Here is a 22,604-nt window from a genome sequence, read left to right on the forward strand (position 1 = left end):
AATGTGCGCACTCTGATGCGCCGCCACCTGGGGAAACTGGTGGCGGGCACGGCCATTGCGGTGACGGGGACCGCGTTGGCGGCGGGAATCACCCTGCCGGGCACGGCGGGAGCACAGGACGGACCCGGCGGCCCGGCCGCCGCCGCCCGGGAGCGGGGAACGGGGGATCCCGGCGTCTCCGGGCCGGAACCCGGCGTCATGGAGGCGCCCCCCGACGAGGGCGGGAAGGGAGTCGGACGCGACCCGCTCACCGACGACGAACGGAAAAGGGCCGAGGGGCTGGCGACGGCGCCGGCCGCGCGCAGCGGCGAGAACGTGGGCGGCGGCCGGGGCCCGCAGCACCTCACCACCGACCTGGCCGAACCGCTGCCGTCCGAGGCGGGCCTCGCCGCACCGCCGCGCCGCGCCGTCGTGTCGTTCTACGACTACCGGACCGACCAGCTCGTCACGGCCACCGTCGAGGTCGGCAGCGGGAAGGTGGAGAGCCGCGAGGCACAGCAGGGGGTGCAGCCCTCCCCGCGCCGCGAGGAGCTGCGCGAAGCCGTCGAGCTGATCCTGGCGAGCCCGCTCGGCGCCGGACTCAGGGCCGACTACCAGGACGCCACCGGCCGCACACTCACCTCGGCCGGACCGCTCACCCTGAGCGGCTTCGTCTACCGCAAGGAACGCGAGGCGCGCACTCCCGCGGAGCTCGCCTCCTGCGGGGTGCACCGCTGTGTGCGCGTCATCACCAAGATCACCAATGGGCCGTGGATCGACACCAGGGACCTGGCCGTCGACCTCAGCGCCCGCACCGTCGTCCGCGCGCCTTCCGCCTGAGGGGATCTCCGTCCCATGGACAAGAGCAGACTTCCGCGTGCGCTCGCCCCGGCCGTCCTCCCGGCCGGTCCCGTACGCGCCGCACGGGCGGCCCGCAGGTCCGCCCCGGTGCTGGCCGCCGCCGTCCTGCTGGGCGGCGCGCTGACCGCCGCCGGTCCCACCGCGCAGGCCGCCGCGCCCCAGGGCCCCACCGCGGCCCCGGCCCCGGCCCCGGGCTGCAGCGCGCCGTACCGCATCAGCCAGAAGCTGGCCGGCGGCACCACCTGGCGCATGTGCTGGCACTACGACTCCTCCGCCGGGCTCGTCCTGGACAACGTCACCTACCAGCCCAAGGGCGAACCCCGGCCCATCCAGGTGCTGGCCAGTGCCAAGCTCGCCCAGGTGCATGTGCCCTACGACAACGGCCAGGCCGAGTACGACGACCTCACCGGCTTCGGCTTCGGCTACGGCCTGCAGGACCTCAAGCCCACCGAGTGCCCCGGCGGCACCGTCAAGACGGTGAAGGTCCCCGACGCGGGCCGGGTCAAGGGTCTGTGCACGACCACCCGATCACGCGGACACGCCTACCGGATGGCGAGCGACGACGGCGCCAAGGTCTGGCAGGAGCGGGGCGCGGACCTGCTCCTCTACACCGTCAACAAGGTCTCCTGGTACGAGTACATCACCGAGTGGCGCTTCTCCTCCGACGGCACGATATCGGCGAACGTCGGCGCCACCGGCAGTCTCTCCCCGGGCGACTACGACGCCGGAGACGGCCGCGGCTGGCCCATCGGCAAGGGCGCCAGGGACTACGCCGCCAGCCACAGCCACAACGTCTTCTGGCGGCTGAACTTCGGCCTCGACGGCGGTGTCAGGGACCGGATCGAGCAGTACGACTCCAAGGTCACCCCGCCCCCGGCCGACGGCAGCCCGACGACGAGGACCACCCGTACGCCCGTCACCAAGGAGCTCGCCGGGGACGCGCAGACCATGCGGTGGTGGCGCGTCGTCAGCGCGACGGGAAAGAACAAGGACGGACACCCTCGCAGTTACGAGATCGTCCCCGGGCCGTCCGCCCCGCACGCGGGCCGGCCGTTCACCGAGCACGACATCTACGTCACCCAGAACCGGGCCTGCGAGCAGTTCGCCAGCAACAACATCCTCAACTGCGGACCGAACGCCCCCGACAGCGTCGACGAGTGGGTCAACGGAGAGACGCTGAGCCACCCGGTCGTGTGGGTGAACATCGGGTTCCACCACATCGCCCGGGACGAGGACCAGCAGCCGATGCCGGTCCACTGGCAAGGCTTCCAGCTCGCGCCGAGGGACGTAACCGCTATGAATCCGCTCTCTCCGGCCGATCTCGTCGGCCAGAACGGTGCGCCACCGCAGGGGAGTTGAGCGAGTACCTGTGGATCCGGCTGCATCGCCTCCCGCTCCCGGAGTACCCTTCCTTGATCGTTGAAGACGGGTGCGCGGGAGCAGAAGGCGGTGCGCGGGTGAGCTCGGGAGGGATGGAGCTACCCCCAGGTGACACGGGTCACGAGGGGGACTCCGCCGACGTCCCGCCCGGCGCGGTCTCACTCGCCCGCCCGGTGGAGATCGGGGCGGAGCTGGACTGGAGCGCCGACGCCTGGAGCGAGGTGCGTACGCGCGCCCAGCGAGCAGGGCGGGCGTACATCTGGCTGAATCTGGTCGAACAGCGGTTGCGGGCCGTCGTGGCCGCCGTGCTGCGGCCCATCTACGAACCCGTGCACGGCGAGGAGTGGGTCGTCGCCGCCGCCGGCCCGGCCGGCCAGGAGTGGGTGCAGCGGGCCGTCGCCGTACGGGAGGTCAGCCGCCGCAAGGGGTACCTCCTCGACCCGGCCGACGACAACGTGCTCAGCTTCCTCACGCTCCCGCAGCTGCGGGAGCTGATGGTCCAGCACTGGCCCTGCTTCGAGCCGTACTTCGACGACCGGCGCGATGTGGAGCTGGCGCTGGACGAGCTGGAGGTCGCGCGGAACGTCGTCTCCCGCAACCGGGCGCTGAACGAGGCGGTGCTCGCCCAGGCCGAACGGGCCTCGGCCCGGCTGCTGGAGATCCTCGGCAGCGGCGCCGGGGTGCCCTCGGCGGACCGGCTCCCGGTCGACGCGGTCGAGGACCTGGTGGGGGACCGGTACGCGGACGTGGTCTCCATCCACTCCGACCGGGTACGGCTGCAGCGGCAGCTGCCCGCCGAGGACCTCTTCGGGGGCTCCCGGCGCCTCGACGCCATCGGCATAGGACTGAACCTGCTGGTGCAGAACTTCTCCGGGCGGCGACTGGTCCGGCTGGCCGAGTCCGGCTGCCGGGTGCGGCTGCTCTTCCTCAACCCGGCGAGCAGCGCGGTCAAGCGGCGCGAGCGTGAACTCGGCCTGAGGAAGGGCGAGCTGAGCCGCTCGGTGGAGATGAACATCCTCCACATGCGGCGGGTGCGGTCCAAGCTCCGCGACCCCGGCGCCTTCGAGATCCACGTCTTCGACGAGACGCCCCGGTTCACGGCCTACCTGGTGGACGGGGACGGGCCGGACGGGCTGGCCGTCGTGCAGTCGTATCTGCGGCGGGCACGCGGCATGGAGGCGCCGGTGCTGGTCCTGCGCGGCGCCGGGCGGTCGGTGGTGAGGTCCGGTCAGGAGGGCGAGCACGGGCTGTTCCAGACGTACCGCGAGGAGTTCGACTCGGTATGGGCCGACTCACGGCCGGTGTCCTGACTGTCAGAGGCGCGTGCGAGAGTTTCCGTCAGCACCACTGAACGAGGGGGGACGACGACGATGACCTGGCACCGTGAGCCGCTGGCCGGCTTCGACCTGGAGACCACGGGGACGGATCCGCTCCAGGCGCGGATCGTGACGGCGGCGGTCGTCACGGTGGCCGGAGACGGGACCGTCGACCGGCGCACCTGGCTGGCGGACCCGGGCGTCCGCATCCCGGCGCAGGCCTCCGCGATCCACGGCATCAGCAGTGAACGGGCGGCGGCGGAGGGCCGTCCCGCCAGGGACGTGATCGCCGAGATCGCCGAAACGCTGGCCGGACACTGGGCTCGCGGGGTGCCGGTCGTGGCGTACAACGCGGCCTTCGACCTGACCCTGCTCGCCGCGGAGCTCCAACGGCACGGGCTGGCCCCGCTCGTGGACCTCGGCCCCGTCATCGACCCTTACACCATCGACCGCGCGGTCGACCGCTACCGGCGCGGCAAGCGCACCCTGGAGGCGGTCTGCGGGGAGTACGGCGTGGTCCTCGACGACGCGCACGAGGCCTCGGCCGACGCACTGGCCGCGGTCCGCGTCGCCCGCGCGATAGCCACCCGCCACACCACGGTCGCGGGCCTGACCCCGGCCGAGCTCCACTCCCGCCAGGTCCGGTGGTATGCCGAATGGGCGGCGGACTTCCAGGCGTTCCTGCGCCGCAAGGGCGAGGCGGACGCGACCGTCGACGGGACCTGGCCCCTGCGCGAGCCAGTGGCCGTTTCCGGCTGACGAGCACCGCCGCGGGGGCCGTGCAGCGCGGCCCGCCTCTCGTTCCTCGTTCCTCGTCGCTCGTTCGTCGTTCAGCGTCCTTCGTTCCGCGTTCGTCGTTCGTCGTTCGTCAGAACGGGTACCAGCGCACCTCCGCGTCCCCCTGGCGCAGGGACGTCACCCGCCGCCGGAACTCCTCGCGTGCCCGCGGGTTCACCGGCGCGTGCTGCGCCACCCACGCACAGCTCGCCGTCTCACGCGCGCCCCGAAGCACCCCGCACCCCTCCCACCGGCGCACATCCCAGCCGTACGCCTCCGTGAACGCCTCGTACGCCGCCGCGTCCAGCCCGTACCGGTCGCGGGACAGCGCCAGCACGACCAGGTCGTGCTCGCGCAGGTCCGAGGAGAACGTCTCCAGGTCGACCAGGACCGGCCCGTCGGGCCCGACATGGACATTGCGCGGCAGCGCGTCGCCGTGGACCGGCCCCGGCGGAAGATGCGGCGTCAGCGCGGCGGCCGCCGCGGCGAAACCGTCCCGCCGCTCCCGCAGATACGCCGCGTCCGCCGGGTCGATCGCGTCCCCCGCCAGCCGCAGCCACCGCTCGACACCTCCGAGCAGTTCCCGCGCCGGCAGGGCGAACGGGGCCGCCGGCAGCGCGTGCACCTGTCGCAGCAGCGGCGCCAGGTCCCGTGGTTCGGCGGCCCGCACCGCCTCCGGCAGCCGGTGCCACACCGTCACCGGATGCCCCTGAACCAGTCGCGCCGTGGGCTCCGCGGACCGCACCGCGGGGACGCCCGCCGCCTCCAGCCATCCGGCGACGGCCAGTTCGCGTTCCGCGCGCTCGAGCAGCTCGGCGCCGCGCCCGACCTTCACGACGAGCTCGCCCGCGCCGAAGACCGCGTTCTCCCCGAGGGCCAGCAGCGTCGCGTCGTGCGACAGCCCCGCCGCGTCCAGTACCACCCGCGCCCGTGTCTCGTCCATACCGCGGATTCTCGCATCCTCGCAGGTGGGGTTGACGAACCGATGGACCGTCAGCACGATGACGGAGGCCGGTCCGGCGTCGCGAAGGGGTCGAATCCGTGGCATTGGCGGCGACCGCGACGGCGCGGTCAGGCACAGCGAGGGACCACCGCTACCACAGGGACCACGGGGCCTGGTTCCTCGTGCTCCCGGCCCTCGTACCGATCCTCGTCCTCAGCGTCGGCCCACTGCTCTACGGCATCGCGCTGTCCCTCACCGACGCCCAGTCCGGCCGTACCCAGGCCACCACCTGGACGGGGACGCTCAACTTCCGGGACCTGCTGCACGACACCCTGTTCTGGGACTCGTTCCGGATCGGTCTCGTCTGGGCGTTCGGCGTCACCGTCCCGCAGTTCGTGCTGGCCCTCGGCCTCGCCCTGCTCCTCAACCAGAACCTCCGGCTGCGCTGGCTCGCACGAGCCCTCGCGATCATCCCCTGGGCCATGCCGGAGGTCGTCGTCGGCATCATGTGGCGCCTCGTCTACCACCCCGACGCGGGCGTCCTCAACGAGACCATCCGCGATCTCGGCCTCGGCGACGGCCGCGACTGGCTCACCGGACTGGCCACCGCGCTCCCCGCCGTGATCGTCGTGGGCGTCTGGTCCGGCATGCCCCAGACCACCGTGGCGCTCCTCGCCGGCCTCCAGAACACCCCCCAGGAGCTCCATGAGGCCGCGGCGCTCGACGGCGCGGGCGCCTGGCGCCGGTTCCGTACCGTCACCTGGCCCGCGCTGCGGCCCGTCGCGCTCGCGATCACGGCGCTGCAGTTCATCTGGAACTTCAACTCCTTCGCCCTGGTCTACGTCCTCACCAGCGGCGGTCCCGGCGGCCGCACCCGCCTTCCCATGCTGTTCGCCTACGAAGAGGCCTTCCGCTACGGCCAGTTTGGCTATGCCGCGGCGATGGGCTGCGTCATGGTGGCGGTGATCTCCGTGATGCTCGCGCTGTATCTGGTGGGCCGGCTGAGGGGTGGTGAGCCGCGGTGACCATACGCACCGGCAGGGCCGGACGGGCCGGCCAGTACCTGGCGCTCCTCGCGTATCTCGTCTTCCTCGCGTTCCCGTTCCTGTGGCTGGTCTCCACCGCCTTCAAGCCGCCCGGGGAACTCGCCTCGCTCCACCCCACCTGGATCCCGCGGAACCCGACCCTCGACAACTTCCGGCAGGCCTTCGGCGAACAGCCGCTGCTGCGGGCCGCCGCCAACAGTCTGGTCATCGCCCTGGCCGCGGCTCTCGTGGCGGTGGTCGTCGCGACCCCGATGGCCTATGTGACGGCCCGCCACCGCACCCGGCTTTCGAAGGCCGTCACCGGCTGGGTCGTGGTCAGCCAGGCGTTCCCGTTCGTCCTGCTGATCATTCCGCTGTTCCTGATCCTGAAGAACCTCCAGCTGGTCAACACCCTGACCGGTCTGGTGCTGGTGTACGTGGTGTGGTCGCTTCCGTTCGCGCTCTGGATGCTCACCGGCTACGTCCGGGCCGTGCCCGCCGAACTGGAGGAGGCCGCGGCCGTGGACGGCGCGGGCCGGGCCAGAATCCTCGTCTCGGTCACCGCGCCGCTGCTGGCGCCCGGCATCGCGGCCACCGCGATGTTCGCGTTCATCACGGCGTGGAACGAGTTCTTCTTCGCGCTCGTCCTGCTGAAGACCCCCGAGAAGCAGACGCTGCCGGTCGTCCTCACCCACTTCCTCGGCGCCGAGGGCGTCGCCGATCTCGGGCCGCTCGCCGCGGCCGCGTTCCTCGCGACGATCCCCTCGCTCGTGATCTTCGCGATCATCCAGAAACGGATCACCGGCGGAACGCTGGCGGGGGCGGTGAAGCACTGATGAGACCACGCGTACCGGCGCTTGCCGCGGCGGCCATGGCGTTCGTCCTGCTGCTGGCCGGCTGCTCCGGTGAGGACTCCTCACGGACCGACGGGAAGATCACGCTCCGCTTCCAGTCGCTCGCCTGGCAGGAGGAGTCCGTCGCCGCCAACAAGGAACTGGTGAAGGAGTGGAACGCCACCCACTCCCGGGTGCGGGTCGAGTACGTCCAGGGCAGCTGGGACAGCGTCCACGACCAGTTGCTCACCTCCTTCGAGGGCGGTGAGGCGCCCGACATCATCCACGACGCCTCCGACGACCTCGCCGACTTCGCCTACGGCGGGTATCTCGCCGATCTGCGCGGGCTGCTGCCGGCCCGGCTCACCGCCGACATCCCGCAGCAGAGCTGGGAGACGACGACCTTCGGCGAAGGCGTCCACGGGGTCCCGTTCCTCCAGGAACCCCGTGTCCTCATCGCCAACAAGAAGATCCTCGACGCCTCCGGTGTGCGGATCCCGACGCCGCGGGAGCCGTGGACCTGGGAGGAGTTCCGCGGCGTCGCCAAGAAGCTGACGGCGCATCTGGGCAAGGGGAGGTACGGCGTGGCCTGGCCGCTGAAGGATCCGGTCTCGGCCACGCTGAACCTCGGGCTCTCGGCGGGCGGGCGGATGTTCCAGCGGGGCGCGGACGGCAAGGTGCGCATCGAGTTCACCGATGCCGACGCGGTCGTCCCCGGGACCGTCCACGACCAGGTCACGGTGGACGGCAGCGCGTCGCCGACCGCGCTCGGCGGGGGCGGCTCCGACGCCCTGCCCGGATTCTTCGCGGGCAGGTACGCGATGGTCCCGCTGGGCTTCTCGTACCGGCAGCAGATCGCGCAGCAGGCGCCCGAGGGCTTCGAGTGGACCGTGCTGCCCGCGCCCGCCGGCCGGGCGGGGCTCGCACAGGGCGTCAGCCCGCAGACCCTGTCGGTCGCCGAGGACAGCCCGTACAAGAAGGAGGCCGTCGCCTTCATCGACTTCCTGCTGCGGCCGGCGAACATGGTGCGGCTCGCGAAGGGCGACTGGATGCTGCCGACGGGCCGGCAGGCGCTCGCCGATCCGTCGCTGAGGACCGCCGAGAACGGCTGGGCGACCGGCGCGGCGCTCGCGCGGCATCTGAGGTCGGCCCCCGCGCAGTCGGTGCGGGGCTATCCGGAGTGGAAGGACAAGGTGGCGACGCCCGCGCTCCAGGAGTACTACTCCGGCGGCATCGACGGCGCGGAGCTGAGGAAACGCCTGGTCGAGGACGGGAACCTGGTCCTCGCCCGCTACCAGCGGCAGTAGGCGGCAGCAGAGGGAGGTCCACACGGCCGGGCCGCACGACCGGGCCATTACGTTGCACGAGACGTATCGTCTCGTTTAGTGTGGGGCGCATGACCGAACCCCAGCGTGCCCATGTCGCCATGTTCTCCATCGCCGCCCACGGGCACGTGAACCCGAGCCTCGAAGTGATCCGGGAACTCGTGGCCCGCGGGCACCGTGTCAGCTACGCGATCCCCCCGGCCTTCGCCGAGAAGGTCGCCGCCACCGGCGCCGAACCGGTGCTCTACACCTCCACGCTCCCGACCGACGACGAGCCGGAGGCGTGGGGTACGGAGCTGATCGACAACATCGAACCGTTCCTGCGCGACGCGATCCAGGCGCTGCCGCAACTGGCCGAGGCGTTCGCCGGGGACGAGCCCGACCTCGTGCTGCACGACATCACCTCCTACCCGGCGCGCGTGCTCGCCCACCGCTGGGGCGTGCCCGCCGTGTCCCTCTCACCGAACCTCGTCGCCTGGGAGGGCTACGAGGAGGAGGTCGGCGAGCCGATGACGGCCGGGCTCAGGGAGACCGAGCGCGGCCGCGCGTACTACGCCCGCTTCGAGGCATGGCTCGCCGAGAACGGCATCGACACCCACCCCGACCCGTTCGTCGGCCGCCCGCGGCGCTCCCTCGTCCTCATCCCGAGGGCGCTGCAGCCGAACGCCGACCGGGTCGACGAGTCCGTCCACACCTTCGTCGGCGCCTGCCAGGGGGAGCGCGGCGAGCAGGGGCGGTGGCGGCGGCCGGCCGGCGCGGAGAAGGTGCTGCTGGTCTCCCTGGGCTCGACCTTCACCAAGCAGCCCGGCTTCTACCGGGAATGTGTGAAGGCCTTCGGTGATCTCCCCGGATGGCATGTGGTGCTGCAGATCGGCGCGTTCGTGGACGCCGCCGAGCTGGGGCCGCTCCCCGCGAACATCGAGGCCCACAACTGGGTGCCGCAGCTGGCGATCCTGAAGCAGGCGGACGCCTTCATCACCCATGCCGGGGCGGGCGGCAGCCAGGAGGGCCTCGCCACGGCGACGCCCATGGTCGCGGTCCCGCAGGCCGTCGACCAGTTCGGCAACGCCGACATGCTCGCCTCGCTCGGCGTGGCCCGTCACGTCCCCATGGAGGAGGCCACCGCGGACACCCTGCGCGAGGCGGTCCTCGCCCTGGCCGGCGACCCGGATGTGGCCCGCAGGCTCAAGGAGGTCGGGCTCTCGATGGCGGGTGAGGGCGGGACGACGCGCGCGGCCGACCTGATCGAGGCGGAACTCCTTTAGGGAGAGCCCCTCCGGCGCTGCTCACGGATCGGGCCCGATCCGGCCGATCCGTGAGCCCCTGCCGGGGTGTTCGCGCTGCCCGGACGGTGTTCACCGGTGTTTCCCGCGGACCGCTGGGGCGCGGAATTGACCCGGAACCGCGGTGGGGCCGACGGCGTTTACCCGCATTCCCGGCGGTCACACGGCAATGACATCGTGGGCACAATTCCTCGACCGAATTTCCCTGTGTGTAAGGAAAGTTCGACCAGGAGTCCGACTTGTGGAGTGCTGGCCGATTTCGTATGACAAACTCTTGTTGATCAAGTCACAGCTGCGTGAAGGTCTTGATCTGGGCGCGTCAATCGGTCAGGGTTTCGAGTCAACCGCCGGAGATTTTTCTCCCGGTGGCCATTCCCCCCACAAATTGATGACGAGGAGACCCCCTCTTCATGGCAACTCACAAGCGCCCGAACAGGATCAAGCTGACCGCGGCGATAACCGCCGTGGCCGCCGCCGCCGGAGTGACCGTACTCGGAACCTCCTTCGCCGGGGCCGCGACGGCTCCCGCCGAGGGCACGATCTACGGAGCGAACGCCGAAGGCGCCGTCGCCGGAAGCTACATCGTCCTGCTGGACGAGAAGGCCGACAACAAGTCGCTGGCGAAGGAGTACGGCGGCACGCTGCAGCGCAACTACACCTCCGCCGTCAACGGCTTCTCCGCCAGCGGGCTTTCGGAGACCGAGGCCAAGCGCCTCGCCGCCGACCCGGCAGTCGACAAGGTCGTCCAGAACAAGAAGTTCACCATCAACGCCACCCAGGACAACCCGCCGTCCTGGGGCCTGGACCGCATCGACCAGGCCGACACCGCCGGCGACAGCAAGTACACCTACCCCGACGGCGCGGGCGAGGGCGTCACGGCGTACGTCATCGACACCGGAGTCCGCGTCACGCACAAGGACTTCGAGGGCCGCGCCAGCCACGGCTTCGACGCGATCGACAACGACGAGACCGCCGACGACGGCAACGGCCACGGCACCCACGTGGCGGGCACCATCGCCGGCGCCTCCCACGGAGTCGCCAAGAAGGCGAAGATCGTCGCCGTGCGCGTGCTCGACGACAGCGGCTCGGGCACCACCGAGCAGGTCGTCGCCGGTATCGACTGGGTCACCAAGAACCACCAGGGCCCGTCCGTCGCCAACATGAGCCTCGGCGGCGGCGCCGACCCGGCGCTCGACGAGGCCGTACAGAAGGCCATCGCCTCCGGCGTGACCTTCGGCGTGGCCGCGGGCAACGAGTCCAGCGACGCCGGCCAGGGCTCCCCCTCCCGCGTCAAGGAGGCCATCACCGTCGCCTCCTCGACCAAGGACGACCAGCAGTCCGACTTCTCCAACTTCGGCTCGGTCGTGGACATCTACGCCCCGGGCTCGGACATCACCTCGGCCTGGAACGACAGCGACGAGGGCACCAAGACCATCTCCGGTACCTCGATGGCGACCCCGCACGTCGTCGGCGCCGCCGCGGTCTACCTCGCCGCCCACCAGGACGCCACCCCCGATCAGGTCGCCAAGGCCCTGACGGACGGCGCCACGCCCGACAAGATCGCCAACCCGAGCGAGGGCACGCCCAACAAGCTGCTGAAGGTCGTCGAGTAGCCAACGACGGACGGCAACATGCGGCGGCCGCCGCGCCCTCCCCCACGGGGCGCGGCGGCCGTCCTATGGTGTGACCATGGCGAAGACGCAGGCATATGCGGCGCTGCTGCGCGGAATCAACATCGGCGGCCACCGCAGGGTCCCCATGGCGGATCTGAGCACGGTGCTGACCGGACTCGGCCACGGCGACGTCCGTACCTATCTGCAGAGCGGCAACGCCGTCTTCACCAGTGCCTCCGGCGACGCCGACGACACCCTCGCCCGGGGCATCGAGCAGGCCGTCGAGGCACATTTCGGCTTCACCGTCGACTGCCTGGTCCGTGCCGCGCCCTATCTCGCCTCCGTCGTCGCGGACTGCCCCTTCCCCGCGGCCGAACTGGAGGGCAGGCAACTGCACGTCACCTACTTCTCGGAGCACATCGATCCACAGCGGTTCGACTCCGTCGACGCGCCGGCGTTCCTGCCGGAGGAGTTCCGGCTCGGCGAACGCGCGCTGTATCTCTACGCGCCCCACGGACTCGGCCGGTCCAAACTCGCCGAAATGCTCTCCCGGCCCCGCATGACCAAAGGGGTCATCGCCACGACCCGCAACTGGAACACCGTCGTCAAGCTGGCCGAGATGACCGGAGCGAGCGCGTGAGCCCCGAGGAGATCGCCGACGCCGCCGCGGTGGACGCCGCCATCGAGGGCGAACTGCGCCTCCTCGACCCCGCCGTCCGGGCCGAGCCCGACGTCCTCGCCGGGCTGCTGCACCCGGAGTTCCTGGAGTTCGGCGTGTCCGGCCGCCGCTGGGACCGTGACGCGATCGTCGCGGCGCTGGCCGAGGAGGGCTCCCGGGCCCTCGACCCGATCACCGCGTCCGGGATGACGGGCACCCCGCTCGCCCCCGACGTCGTGCACCTGACGTTCGTCACCGAGCTGGGCGGCCGCCGAGCCCACCGCAGTTCACTGTGGCGGCGCACCGACGCCGGCTGGCGGCTGTACTTCCACCAGGGCACCCCGTTCAGTGCCGACGGGAGCTCCGGCGCCAGCTGAAACCACCGGGCAGGCGCACCGAAGCGCTGCTGCGCCCGTCGCTGCTCCGGGTGACCCGGGCCCGGCGCGTGCCCAGACTCAGGGACCAGCCGTGCGTGCCGATGTGCAGATGCATCAGCCTCGGGATGATCGTGATCCGCTTGTGGTAGTAGAGCGACATGTCGGCCTCCTCGCAGCCATCGTGCGCGCGCGAGGCGGCGCGGCTGTCACGGCAACGCCACGGTCGTGTCACCGCTCCTCCCAACGGGCCAACGCGCCCGCGCTCCTCGCTGTCGGTGCCGCGCCCTATCGTCGGTTCCATGTACGACGACGGGGACGGACCGCCACGGGCAGCCGGCGCGGACGACGCGAGGACCCGGGCCGCCGAGGTGCGGGTCGCGTTCGAGGGCCTGCTGCAGATCCGCCGGCTGACGCACACCGGCGCCGGCGACCCGGAGACGGGTCCGGCACCCTGGGAACTCGGCCGGCCGGTCCGGGCCGTCGCCCTCGCGCTGGAGGCCGCCGGGATCACGCCGTCCGCGGTCGACACCGCCACCGGAAAGCGAGTGGCGACGGGTTACCGCGTCCGGGCGGCGGAGGCGGAGCCGGGGACCGTCACCGTCGAATGGCTCGGCCCGCCCGGCAGCGGCGCCACCGGCCAGGAGGAGAGCGCGCTCACCGAATGCGCACGCGTGCTGGACCGCCTCGGCTGGGACGCGCTGCTCTACCGCGGCCGGGCCCGCCGCCGCTTCCTGGAGGTCCGCCCACCGCACACCGGACGCTGACCGGACCCGGGGCCTCCTGCGCCGGCCGCCCCCGCGTCGCCCGTTCAGCCCGCCGCGGCGAGACCCGGCGCGAGGGCCGACGCCTCCTCGTACCGCTCCAGCAGCAGCCGTGCCAGCTCCGGCGACGGGCCGAGGACACCGGCCAGGACATCGGCGCCCGCCGCGCCCGCACCGGCGGCGATACGGTCCGGGAGCCGGCCGGGGGCGATGACGTACGGCGCCACCGCCACCCGGGCGACACCCTCGGCGCGCAGCGCCCGTACCGCGTCCTCGGGACGGGGCGGGCTCGCGGCGGTCACAGCGGAGGCGAACGCAGGTCGCACGGCGCACCAACCGGTGCGCCGCAGCTCCCGCGCCATATCAGCGATCACTGCGATCGCCTCCGGGTCGGAGGAGCCAGCCGAGGCCAGGACGACCCCGGTCGAGCGCTTGTCGGCCGGGGTGAGCCCGGCCTCGTACAGCCGGTGCTCCACCGCGTCCAGGAGCAGCGGGGACGGACCGAGTACATCGGCCTGGGTGATCCGCAGCCTCGGGTAGCGGGCCCTCGCCTCGTTCAGCACGGACGGGATGTCGGCCTTCGCGTGGAAGGCCCGCGTCAGCAGCAGCGGGAGCGCCACCACCTCCCGCACGCCGTCGTTCGCCATCCGCTCCAGTACCTGCGGCACGGACGGCGCGTTGAAGTCGAGGAACGCCGTCGACACCCGCAGCTCCGGCTTCCCCCCGGACCCCTGCGGCGACCGCAGACGCCGCACGAGGGCGTGCACCGTCGCGGCGTGCCGCGGGTCGCGGCTGCCGTGGGCGATGACGAGGAGAGCGGGCCCGTGCATCAGTGGATCCTCAGCTCTTGACCAGCAGACCGCGGCTGCGCAGCACCCAGCGCTCCAGCGGGCTGAAGACGATCAGGTCGATGGCGATACCGACGATCAGGATGAGAAGGATCGCGAGGAACACCCCGGGCATGTCGATGTTGTTGCGGCCGTTCTCCAGCAACTGGCCGAGCCCCAGACCCAGTTCCGGCGAGGACGCGATGATCTCGGCCGCCATCAGCGAGCGCCACGAGAAGGCCCAGCCCTGCTTCAGACCGGCCAGATAGCCCGGCAGCGCGGCCGGCATGACGATGTGCCAGGTGCCCCTCAGGCCGGTGGCGCCCATGGTCCGCCCGGCACGCAGGAACAGCGGCGGCACCTGGTCGACACCCGAGACGAGCCCGTTGGCGATCGACGGCACCGCGCCGAGCAGGATGACCGCGTACATCATCGAGTCGTTCAGACCGAGCCAGATGACGGCCGGCGGCACCCACGCCACCGACGGCAGCGACTGCAGGCCGGACAGGATCGGTCCGATCGCGGCACGGACGAACCTCACCCGGGCCACCAGCAGACCCAGCGGCGTACCGATGGCCAGGGCCAGCAGGAACCCGAACAGGCCGCGCGACACGCTGGTCCAGACGACGTCCAGCAGGGTGCCCTGCAGCCACATGTCGCTCAGGCCCGTCCACACCGAGGACGGCGACGGCAGCTTGTCCTCGGTCGTCACCTTCGCGGAGACGAGGACCTGCCAGACGACGAGCACCAGGCCGATCGCCACAACCGGTGGCAGGACCTTCCTGACGAGGACCTCGCGGACGGGCGTACGGCGTATCTCGACGGCGTCGAGCGCGTCCAGGCCGGCCTCGAGACCGGCCAGGTCGTCCGCCTTCGCCGGCGTCTTCCTCGCGGCGTCGTCGCGGACTTCAGTGCTGGCCATGGCGGCGGATCTCCCCACGCAGTTGTTCGGTGATCTCGATGGACAGCTCCGCGACGGCGGCGTCCTCGATGCGGCGCGGCTGGGGGATGTCCACCGTCCACTCGTGGGCCACCCGGCCCGGGCGGGAGGACAGCAGCACCACGCGCTGCGCCAGCCGCACGGCCTCGCGCACGTTGTGCGTCACGAAGAGGACCGACACACCGGCCTCCTCCCAGATCCGCGTCAGCTCGCCGTGCAGCACGTCACGTGTGATGGCGTCGAGCGCCGCGAACGGCTCGTCCATCAGCAGCAGGTCGCTGTCCTGCGCCAGCGCACGGGCCAGCGCCACCCGCTGACGCATACCGCCGGACAGCTCGTGGACGCGCTTGCCGTACGCGCCGCTCAGCCGGACCAGCTCCAGCAGCCGCTCGGCCTCCCCGCGGCGCTCGGACTTGGGCACGCCGCGCAGCCGCAGCGCCAGCTCGATGTTCTTGCCCGCGGTGAGCCACGGGAACAGGGCGTGCTCCTGGAACATCAGGGCGGGCCGCCCGCCGGGTGTGGCGATGGATCCGGCGCTCGGCCGGTCCAGCCCGGCGACCAGGTTGAGCAGGGTGGACTTGCCGCACCCCGAGGCTCCCAGGATGGTGACGAACTCGCCGGGCGCGACATCGAGACTGATGTCGTCCAGGACGAGCTGCGTTCCGGCGGGACCGGAGAAGGACTTCGAGACGTGCTCGATCCGGGCGGCGTGCTGCACCGCCGTGGTGCCCACGTCAGCCTTGGCAAGTGTGGTGGCCATGGTCGTCACCTCCTGGGAACTGTGGTGATTGCGGGGTTACTTGGCGCCGAGACCGGCGTCGGACACCTCGGGCCTGCCCTCGGCCTTCAGCACCTTGTTCAGGAGCGTGAGGTCGTAGATGCCCTTCAGGTCGGGCCGCTCGATCAGCTTCGCCTTGACCGCCCACTCGGACTGGGTCTTCAGCGTGGCCGCCAGCGGGTCGTCCGTGATCCGGATGCTCGGCCACGCCGGGTCGATCACCTCGGCGGCCAGCGCCTTGCCGCCCAGCTCCTTGAGCGCGGCGTTCGCCGACGCCTTGGCCTCGGCGGGCTCGGCGTTGATCCAGGCGTTGGTCTTCACCGTGCCGCGCAGCACGGCCTCGACGACGTCCGGGTGCTCCTTCAGGAACGTCTGCGACACGATGATGTTCGTGATGACGAACTTCTTCTCCGGCCACAGGCTGGTCTCGTCGAGAAGCACCTTCGCACCCTCGGAGACCAGCTTCGACGCCGTCGGCTCGGGCACCCAGGCGCCGTCGAGCGAGCCCGACTTGTAGGCGTCGGGGGTGACCTTGTTGTCCGTGCGGACGACGGAGACGTCGCCCTTGCCGCTCTCGGCGTCGACCTTCCAGCCCTTCTCCGAGATCCAGTTGAGGAACGCGACGTCCTGCGTGTTCCCCTTCTGCGGAGTGGCGATCCTCTTGCCCTTGAGGTCGTCCAGGGTCTTGATCTTGTCCGGGTCGACGACGAGCTTCACCCCGCCGGAGGCGGACCCGGAGATGATCCGCAGGTTCTGGCCCTTGGACTTCACGTACGCGTTGATGGACGGGGAGGGGCCGATGAAGCCGATGTCGAGCGAGCCGCCGTTCAGGGCCTCGATCTCGGACGGGCCGGCGTTGAAGGTCTGCGGCTCGATCTGCGTGCCGCCGAGCTCCTTCTGGATGAGGCCTTCCTGGATGCCGACGAGGGCGGTGGCGTGGGTGAGGTTCGGGAAGTAGCCGATGCGGACGCTGCTCGCGGAGAGCTTCTTGCCCTCGGCGGCGACCTGGGTCCTCTGGTCGTCCTTGGCCTCGGAGCCGTAGCCGCAGGCGGTGAGCGTCACGGCCAGCAGGGGGAGGGCGGCGGCTGCGGCGAGGCTGCGGCGAAGGGCGGCGGTACGGGTCGTGCGGGTCGTACGGCTCGTACGGGATGCAGGCACGGGAGGTGTTCCTCTCGGTGGCCCGGCGGTCACGAACTCAGGTCGTGGCCGGGAGATCGGCTTTTCCGGGTCTTCGTCTGTGGTGCGGTCGGTGCGTTCGCGAGGCGGCGGTCATCGGACACATCGCGTCACACCTCCCGAGCCCGCGCCGAGCACGCCGCTGCCGACCCGGCCGCCCTCCTTCGCGAAGGTCGCGTACACATCGATCGTCATCAGAAGTCCCACCCCTCGTCGCCTTGGACGGGACCGGCCTCGGCGGCGGCGAAGGCCTCGCCCGCCATGCCGGCCGCCAGGGTCGTACCGTCGGCCGGGTCGATCAGCAGGAACGACCCGGTACGGCGGGAGTCCGCGTACGTGTCGAGCGCGAGCGGCTCGGCGGTACGGACCCGGACCCGGCCGATGTCGTTGGCCTCCAGCCGCCCGGGAGCCGGGTGCTGGGAGAGGTCGTCGAGCGTCAGCCTCGACGGGATGTCCTTCACGATCGCCTTGACCGTGCGGGTGGTGTGCTTCAGCAGCACCCGCTGGCCCACCGTGAGCGGGGTGTCGGCGACGTGGCAGACGGTGGCGTCGACGTCCTGCGTGGTGGCGGGCGCGTCCTCGCTCGGCACGACGATGTCGCCACGGGAGATGTCGATGTCGTCCCGCAGCAGCAGCGTGACCGACTGCGGTGTCCAGGCCACGTCCACCGGGCTGCCGAGCAGGTCGATCCCCGCGATCCTCGAGGTCAGGCCCGAGGGCAGTACGGTCACGCTCTCACCGACGCGGAACGTGCCGGCGGCGATCTGCCCCGCGTAGCCGCGGTAGTCGGGGTGCTCGGCGGTCTGCGGACGGATCACGTACTGCACCGGGAAGCGGGCGTGGCAGCCGGTCAGGTCGTGGCTGACGGGCACCGTCTCCAGGTGCTCCAGGACGGTCGGGCCGCCGTACCAGTCCATGTTCGCGGAGGCGTCCACCACGTTGTCGCCGGCGAGCGCGGAGATCGGGATCGCGGTGATCTCGGGAACGCCGAGTTCGCTCGCGTACGCCGTGAACTCCTCGGCGATCGAGGCGAACGAGGACTCCTCGTAGCCGACGAGGTCCATCTTGTTGACGGCGAGGACGACATGCGGGACGCGCAGCAGCGCGGCGATCGCGGCGTGCCGGCGGGTCTGCTCGACCACGCCGTTGCGGGCGTCGACCAGGATCACGGTCAGCTCGGCCGTCGAGGCACCCGTGACCATGTTGCGGGTGTACTGCACATGCCCGGGGGTGTCGGCGAGGATGAACCGGCGCCGCGGCGTGGCGAAGTACCGGTACGCCACGTCGATCGTGATGCCCTGCTCGCGCTCGGCCCGCAGACCGTCGGTGAGCAGCGCCAGGTCGGGGGCTTCCTGGCCGCGGGAGCGCGACGCGTGCTCGACGGCCTCCAGCTGGTCGGCGAGCACGCTCTTGGAGTCGTGCAGCAGCCGGCCCACCAGGGTGGACTTGCCGTCGTCGACGGACCCGGCGGTGGCGAAGCGCAGGAGGGTGGTGGCCGACAGCTGCTCGGCCAGCTGTCCGGCCGGATCGACTGTGCTGGTCATGGTTAGAAGTACCCTTCGCGCTTGCGGTCTTCCATGGCGGCCTCGGACAGCTTGTCGTCGGCGCGGGTGGCGCCCCGCTCGGTGAGGCGGGAGGCGGCGATCTCGGCGATCACGGCGTCCAGCGTCGTCGCGTCGGAGTCGACGGCGCCGGTGCAGGACATGTCGCCGACGGTGCGGTAGCGGATCAGCCGGGTCTCGACCGGCTCGTCGTCCTTCGGGCCGCCCCAGTCGCCGGCCGTGAGCCACATGCCGTTGCGGGCGAAGACCTCCCGCTCGTGGGCGAAGTAGATCTGCGGCAGTTCGATCTTCTCGCGCTGGATGTACTGCCAGACGTCCAGCTCGGTCCAGTTGGACAGCGGGAAGACGCGGACGTGCTCACCGGGTGCGTGCCGTCCGTTGTAGAGCTGCCACAGCTCGGGGCGCTGGCGCCGCGGGTCCCACTGCGAGAACTCGTCCCGCAGCGAGAACACCCGTTCCTTGGCCCTGGCCTTCTCCTCGTCGCGGCGGCCACCGCCGAAGACGGCGTCGAAGCGGTGCTGCTGGATCGCCTCGGTCAGCGGAACGGTCTGCAGCGGGTTACGGGTGCCGTCGGGGCGCTCGCGGAGCGTGCCCGCGTCGATGTACTCCTGCACCGATGCCACGTGAAGCCTGAGATTGTGCTGTGACACCGTACTGTCGCGGTACTCGATGACCTCGGGGAAGTTGTGCCCCGTGTCCACGTGCAGCAGCGAGAACGGCACCGTGGCGGGCGCGAACGCCTTGAGCGCGAGATGCAGCATGACGATGGAGTCCTTGCCGCCGGAGAACAGGATCACCGGCCGCTCGAACTCGCCCGCCACCTCACGGAAGATGTGCACCGCCTCGGACTCCAGCGCGTCCAGGTGCGTCAGCGCGTACGGGCTGTCCGTGCTCCCGCCCACGACATCGATACTGGTCGTCACGCCAGTCCCCTTTCACTGAGCAGCGCGTACAGCGACGCCGCGGACTCCTGCACGGTCTGGGTGTGCGACTCGATCCGCAGATCCGGCGACTCGGGCTCCTCGTACGGGTCGTCGACGCCGGTCAGTCCACTGATCTCGCCCGCGGCCTGCTTGGCGTAGAGCCCCTTCACATCGCGTACGGAGCACACCTCTACCGGCGTGGCCACATGCACCTCGACATAGGGCGTGCCCTCGGCGCCGTGGCGCTTGCGGACGGCTTCGCGGCTGTCCGCGTACGGGGCGATCACCGGCACCAGGACGTGCACACCGTTCGACGCCAGCAGTTCGGCGACGAAGCCGATCCGCTGGACGTTGGTGTGCCGGTCCTCGCGGCTGAATCCGAGGCCCGCCGAGAGGAACTCGCGGATCTCGTCCCCGTCGAGCACCTCGACGCGGTGGCCCTCGTCGCGCAGCCGGCCGGCCAGCTCGTACGCGATGGTGGTCTTGCCCGCGCTCGGCAGCCCGGTGAGCCAGATGGTGGCCCCAGTCACGTGCTTCTCCCGGTGGTTCAGGGTCGTCGGGTCGTCGTCGGTCGTTGTCATCAGCCGTGCAGCCCGCACTCGGTCTTGCCGCGGCCGGCCCACCGGCCGGCCCTGGCGTCCTCGCCCGCCGCGACCCGCCGGGTGCACGGGGCGCAGCCGACGGAGGCGTAACCGTCCATCAGCAGCGGGTTGGTGAGGACCCCGTGCTCGGTGACGTAGCCGTCCACATCGGCCTGGGTCCAGCGGGCGATCGGCGAGATCTTGACCTTCTGCCGCTTCTCGTCCCAGCCGACGACGGGGGTGTTCGCCCGGGTGGGGGACTCGTCGCGGCGCAGCCCGGTCGCCCAGGCGTCGTACCCGGCCAGCCCCTCCTCCAGCGGCCGGACCTTGCGCAGGGCGCAGCACAGATCGGGGTCGCGGTCGTGAAGTCGCGGGCCGTACTCGGCGTCCTGCTCCGCGACCGACCGGCGTGGGGTGAGCGTGATGACGTTGACGTCCATCACCGCCTCGACCGCGTCGCGGGTGCCGATGGTCTCGGGGAAGTGGTAGCCGGTGTCGAGGAAGACGACGTCGACGCCGGGCAGGGCACGCGAGGCGAGGTGGGCGACGACCGCGTCCTCCATGGAGGAGGTGACGCAGAACCGCGGGCCGAAGTTCTCGGCCGCCCACTTCAGGATGTCGAGGGCCGAGGCCTCCTCGAGGTCCCGGCCGGCCCGCTCGGCGAGGGACTTCAGTTCGTCCCTCGTCTGAACCACCGTCATATCTCTTCCCCTCCCGCGTCGTCGCGCCGGACTCCTCGGGCGAGAAGCCCGAGGAACTTCAGCTGGAAGGCCCGATTGCACGCCGCGCATTCCCAGGCGCCGTGGCCTTGCTCGCTCGGGCGCAGGTCCTCGTCGCCGCAGTAGGGGCAGTAGAAGGGGGCCGCGCGCTCGCTCATGAGAGGGCCCCCTCCGACGCACGGGCCGCCCAGGCGGCGAAGCGCTCGCCGTCCTCGCGCTCCGCCTGGAAGTTCTTGAGGACACGCTCGATGTAGTCGGGCAGCTCGGCCGAAGTGACCTTCAGACCGCGGACCTTGCGGCCGAATCCGGCCTCCAGCCCCAGCGCGCCGCCCAGGTGCACCTGGTAGCCCTCGACCTGGTCGCCGTTCTCGTCCAGCACCAGCTGGCCCTTGAGACCGATGTCCGCGACCTGGATACGGGCGCAGGCGTTCGGGCAGCCGTTGATGTTGATGGTGATCGGCTCGTCGAACTCGGGGAGGCGGCGCTCGAGTTCGTCGATCAGCGAGGCGCCGCGGGCCTTGGTCTCGACGATGGCCAGCTTGCAGAACTCGATACCGGTGCAGGCCATCGTGCCCCGACGGAACGGGGAAGGACCGACCCGCAGGTCCAGCGCCTCCAGAGCGGCGACCAGCGACTCGACCTGCGGCTGGGCCACGTCGAGGACCAGCATCTTCTGCTCCGCGGTGGTACGCACCCGGCCCGAGCCGTGCGCCTCCGCCACCTCGGCGATCTTGGTCAGCGTGGTGCCGTCGACCCGGCCGACGCGTGGAGCGAAGCCGACGTAGTAGCGCCCGTCCTGCTGCTTGTGGACGCCGACGTGGTCGCGCCACCGCTGCACGGGCTGCTCGGGCGCGGGGCCGTCGACGAGCTTGCGCTGCAGGTACTCGTCCTGGAGCACCTGGCGGAACTTCTCCGCGCCCCAGTCCGCGACGAGGAACTTCAGCCGGGCGCGGGTGCGCAGCCGGCGGTAGCCGTAGTCGCGGAAGACCGAGATGACGCCCTCGTAGACGTCCGGGACCTCGTCCAGCGGCACCCAGGCGCCGAGCCGGACACCGATCTTGGGGTTGGTGGACAGTCCGCCGCCGACCCAGAGGTCGAAGCCGGGACCGTGCTCGGGGTGGTTCACGCCGACGAAGGCGACGTCGTTGATCTCGTGCGCCACGTCCAGGAGCGGGGAGCCGGAGATCGCCGACTTGAACTTGCGGGGGAGGTTGGAGAAGTCCTTGTTGCCCACGATGCGGCGGTGGATCTCGTCGATGGCGGGGGTGCCGTCGACGATCTCGTCCTCGGCGATGCCGGCGACGGGGGAGCCGAGGATGACGCGGGGGGTGTCACCGCACGCCTCGGTGGTGGACAGGCCGACGGCCTCCAGCCGGTTCCAGATCTCGGGCACGTCCTCGATCCGGATCCAGTGGTACTGGACGTTCTGCCGGTCGGTGATGTCGGCGGTGCCGCGCGCGAACTCCTCGGAGATCTCGCCGATGACCCGCAGCTGCGCGGTGGTCAGCCGGCCGCCGTCGATCCGGACACGCAGCATGAAGTACTTGTCGTCCAGCTCCTCCGGCTCCAGGATCGCGGTCTTGCCGCCGTCGATCCCGGGCTTGCGCTGGGTGTAGAGGCCCCACCAGCGCATGCGTCCACGCAGGTCGGCCCCGTCGATGGAGTCGAAACCACGATGGGCGTAGATCGTCTCAATGCGTGTCCGCACATTGAGACCGTCGTCGTCCCTCTTGGTCTGCTCGTTGGCGTTGAGCGGCGTGAGGTGGCCAACGGCCCACTGACCCTCGCCGCGGTGGCGTCCGGCCTTGCGGCGGGGCGTGGCGGTGGCGGGCTGTTCCGGGGTGGCGGCCATGGAGGTACGTCCTTCGGGACTGCAGGAGGGCGGCTCTGACCTGCGCACGAGCAGGGCGTCGCGGTGCGCAGAAGGCAGGGGATGTCTGAGGTCGTGGTGGGCTGCTAGGGGCCGA

General features: G+C 71.2%; 24 protein-coding genes. 12 read left to right on the forward strand and 12 right to left on the reverse strand.

Annotation, left to right across the window (positions count from 1 at the left end; genetic code table 11):
- The first annotated feature begins 3 nt into the window (after window positions 1–3).
- The 4 genes from ACIQMR_RS26345 to ACIQMR_RS26360 all read left to right on the forward strand — a co-directional run bounded on the left by ACIQMR_RS26345 (window position 4) and on the right by ACIQMR_RS26360 (window position 4,295).
- The gene (locus tag ACIQMR_RS26345) at window positions 4–819 is read left to right on the forward strand and encodes a Tat pathway signal sequence domain protein (protein ID WP_401391952.1); all 816 of its coding nucleotides are present in this window, start codon (window positions 4–6) and stop codon (window positions 817–819) included.
- Between the two features lie 15 nt (window positions 820–834).
- The gene (locus ACIQMR_RS26350) at window positions 835–2,199 is read left to right on the forward strand and encodes a copper amine oxidase (protein WP_401391955.1); all 1,365 of its coding nucleotides are present in this window, start codon (window positions 835–837) and stop codon (window positions 2,197–2,199) included.
- Window positions 2,200–2,297: 98 nt separating this feature from the next.
- Entirely contained in the window at window positions 2,298–3,530 is a 1,233-nt protein-coding gene (locus ACIQMR_RS26355; RefSeq protein ID WP_401391958.1) for an SAV2148 family HEPN domain-containing protein, read from the forward strand.
- Window positions 3,531–3,590: 60 nt separating this feature from the next.
- Entirely contained in the window at window positions 3,591–4,295 is a 705-nt protein-coding gene (locus ACIQMR_RS26360; RefSeq protein WP_401391961.1) for a 3'-5' exonuclease, read from the forward strand.
- Window positions 4,296–4,404: 109 nt separating this feature from the next.
- Here ACIQMR_RS26360 and ACIQMR_RS26365 read toward each other — a convergent pair whose 3' ends face one another.
- Entirely contained in the window at window positions 4,405–5,256 is an 852-nt protein-coding gene (locus tag ACIQMR_RS26365) for a phosphotransferase enzyme family protein (protein ID WP_401391964.1), read from the reverse strand.
- A 104-nt stretch (window positions 5,257–5,360) separates the two neighbouring features.
- Between ACIQMR_RS26365 and ACIQMR_RS26370 the strand changes: the two genes are divergently transcribed.
- From ACIQMR_RS26370 to ACIQMR_RS26400, 7 genes are all read left to right on the forward strand, one after another.
- On the forward strand, window positions 5,361–6,281 hold the full coding sequence (locus ACIQMR_RS26370) for a carbohydrate ABC transporter permease (protein WP_401392266.1): 921 nt from the start codon (window positions 5,361–5,363) through the stop codon (window positions 6,279–6,281).
- The gene (locus ACIQMR_RS26375; RefSeq protein WP_401391967.1) at window positions 6,278–7,117 is read left to right on the forward strand and encodes a carbohydrate ABC transporter permease; all 840 of its coding nucleotides are present in this window, start codon (window positions 6,278–6,280) and stop codon (window positions 7,115–7,117) included. Before ACIQMR_RS26370 ends, ACIQMR_RS26375 begins: the two co-directional genes overlap by 4 nt.
- A complete protein-coding gene (locus ACIQMR_RS26380) occupies window positions 7,117–8,421 on the forward strand; it encodes an ABC transporter substrate-binding protein (protein ID WP_401391970.1) in 1,305 nt (434 codons plus the stop codon). Before ACIQMR_RS26375 ends, ACIQMR_RS26380 begins: the two co-directional genes overlap by 1 nt.
- 89 nt (window positions 8,422–8,510) lie before the next feature.
- A complete protein-coding gene (gene mgt, locus ACIQMR_RS26385) occupies window positions 8,511–9,704 on the forward strand; it encodes a macrolide-inactivating glycosyltransferase (RefSeq protein ID WP_401391973.1) in 1,194 nt (397 codons plus the stop codon).
- A 428-nt stretch (window positions 9,705–10,132) separates the two neighbouring features.
- A complete protein-coding gene (locus tag ACIQMR_RS26390) occupies window positions 10,133–11,335 on the forward strand; it encodes a S8 family peptidase (protein WP_401391976.1) in 1,203 nt (400 codons plus the stop codon).
- 76 nt (window positions 11,336–11,411) lie between these two features.
- The gene (locus ACIQMR_RS26395) at window positions 11,412–11,975 is read left to right on the forward strand and encodes a DUF1697 domain-containing protein (RefSeq protein ID WP_401391979.1); all 564 of its coding nucleotides are present in this window, start codon (window positions 11,412–11,414) and stop codon (window positions 11,973–11,975) included.
- The gene (locus tag ACIQMR_RS26400; RefSeq protein WP_401391982.1) at window positions 11,972–12,370 is read left to right on the forward strand and encodes a DUF4440 domain-containing protein; all 399 of its coding nucleotides are present in this window, start codon (window positions 11,972–11,974) and stop codon (window positions 12,368–12,370) included. Before ACIQMR_RS26395 ends, ACIQMR_RS26400 begins: the two co-directional genes overlap by 4 nt.
- On the opposite strand, the gene ACIQMR_RS26405 is transcribed toward ACIQMR_RS26400, so the two are convergent.
- Window positions 12,339–12,530 carry a DUF4236 domain-containing protein gene (locus ACIQMR_RS26405; protein ID WP_266387563.1) on the reverse strand — a complete coding sequence of 64 codons (192 nt, stop codon included), beginning with the start codon at window positions 12,528–12,530 and terminating at the stop codon, window positions 12,339–12,341. The two genes, ACIQMR_RS26400 and ACIQMR_RS26405, sit on opposite strands and share 32 nt — an antisense overlap.
- A 139-nt stretch (window positions 12,531–12,669) precedes the next feature.
- On the opposite strand from ACIQMR_RS26405, the gene ACIQMR_RS26410 reads away from it, so the two are divergent.
- Window positions 12,670–13,134, forward strand: a complete 465-nt coding sequence (locus ACIQMR_RS26410; RefSeq protein WP_401391986.1) for a hypothetical protein — start codon at window positions 12,670–12,672, stop codon at window positions 13,132–13,134.
- Between the two features lie 44 nt (window positions 13,135–13,178).
- Here ACIQMR_RS26410 and ACIQMR_RS26415 read toward each other — a convergent pair whose 3' ends face one another.
- The 10 genes from ACIQMR_RS26415 to ACIQMR_RS26460 form a co-directional block, all read right to left on the reverse strand.
- On the reverse strand, window positions 13,179–13,961 hold the full coding sequence (locus ACIQMR_RS26415) for a sirohydrochlorin chelatase (RefSeq protein WP_401391989.1): 783 nt from the start codon (window positions 13,959–13,961) through the stop codon (window positions 13,179–13,181).
- A 10-nt stretch (window positions 13,962–13,971) separates the two neighbouring features.
- Window positions 13,972–14,880, reverse strand: coding sequence for an ABC transporter permease (locus tag ACIQMR_RS26420; RefSeq protein ID WP_401391992.1), 909 nt, complete (start codon window positions 14,878–14,880; stop codon window positions 13,972–13,974).
- Entirely contained in the window at window positions 14,867–15,658 is a 792-nt protein-coding gene (locus ACIQMR_RS26425) for an ABC transporter ATP-binding protein (RefSeq protein ID WP_401391995.1), read from the reverse strand. Before ACIQMR_RS26425 ends, ACIQMR_RS26420 begins: the two co-directional genes overlap by 14 nt.
- Before the next feature lie 36 nt (window positions 15,659–15,694).
- Entirely contained in the window at window positions 15,695–16,834 is a 1,140-nt protein-coding gene (locus ACIQMR_RS26430; RefSeq protein ID WP_401391998.1) for an aliphatic sulfonate ABC transporter substrate-binding protein, read from the reverse strand.
- A gap of 212 nt (window positions 16,835–17,046) precedes the next feature.
- Window positions 17,047–18,396, reverse strand: coding sequence for a sulfate adenylyltransferase subunit 1 (locus tag ACIQMR_RS26435; protein WP_401392001.1), 1,350 nt, complete (start codon window positions 18,394–18,396; stop codon window positions 17,047–17,049).
- Window positions 18,397–18,398: 2 nt separating this feature from the next.
- Window positions 18,399–19,337 carry a sulfate adenylyltransferase subunit CysD gene (gene cysD, locus ACIQMR_RS26440; protein WP_401392004.1) on the reverse strand — a complete coding sequence of 313 codons (939 nt, stop codon included), beginning with the start codon at window positions 19,335–19,337 and terminating at the stop codon, window positions 18,399–18,401.
- Complete coding sequence (gene cysC / locus ACIQMR_RS26445; protein WP_358666061.1) at window positions 19,334–19,918, reverse strand: adenylyl-sulfate kinase; 585 nt, start codon at window positions 19,916–19,918, stop codon at window positions 19,334–19,336. Before cysC ends, cysD begins: the two co-directional genes overlap by 4 nt.
- Window positions 19,918–20,619 (reverse strand): phosphoadenylyl-sulfate reductase, encoded by a 702-nt coding sequence (locus ACIQMR_RS26450; RefSeq protein WP_401392007.1) that lies wholly within the window; start codon window positions 20,617–20,619, stop codon window positions 19,918–19,920. Before ACIQMR_RS26450 ends, cysC begins: the two co-directional genes overlap by 1 nt.
- Window positions 20,616–20,795 carry a hypothetical protein gene (locus ACIQMR_RS26455; RefSeq protein WP_401392010.1) on the reverse strand — a complete coding sequence of 60 codons (180 nt, stop codon included), beginning with the start codon at window positions 20,793–20,795 and terminating at the stop codon, window positions 20,616–20,618. Before ACIQMR_RS26455 ends, ACIQMR_RS26450 begins: the two co-directional genes overlap by 4 nt.
- A complete protein-coding gene (locus ACIQMR_RS26460) occupies window positions 20,792–22,489 on the reverse strand; it encodes a nitrite/sulfite reductase (protein WP_401392013.1) in 1,698 nt (565 codons plus the stop codon). Before ACIQMR_RS26460 ends, ACIQMR_RS26455 begins: the two co-directional genes overlap by 4 nt.
- Window positions 22,490–22,604 lie beyond the last annotated feature (115 nt).

This window comes from Streptomyces sp. NPDC091376 (genome assembly GCF_044757085.1).
GTDB lineage: Bacteria > Actinomycetota > Actinomycetes > Streptomycetales > Streptomycetaceae > Streptomyces > Streptomyces pratisoli.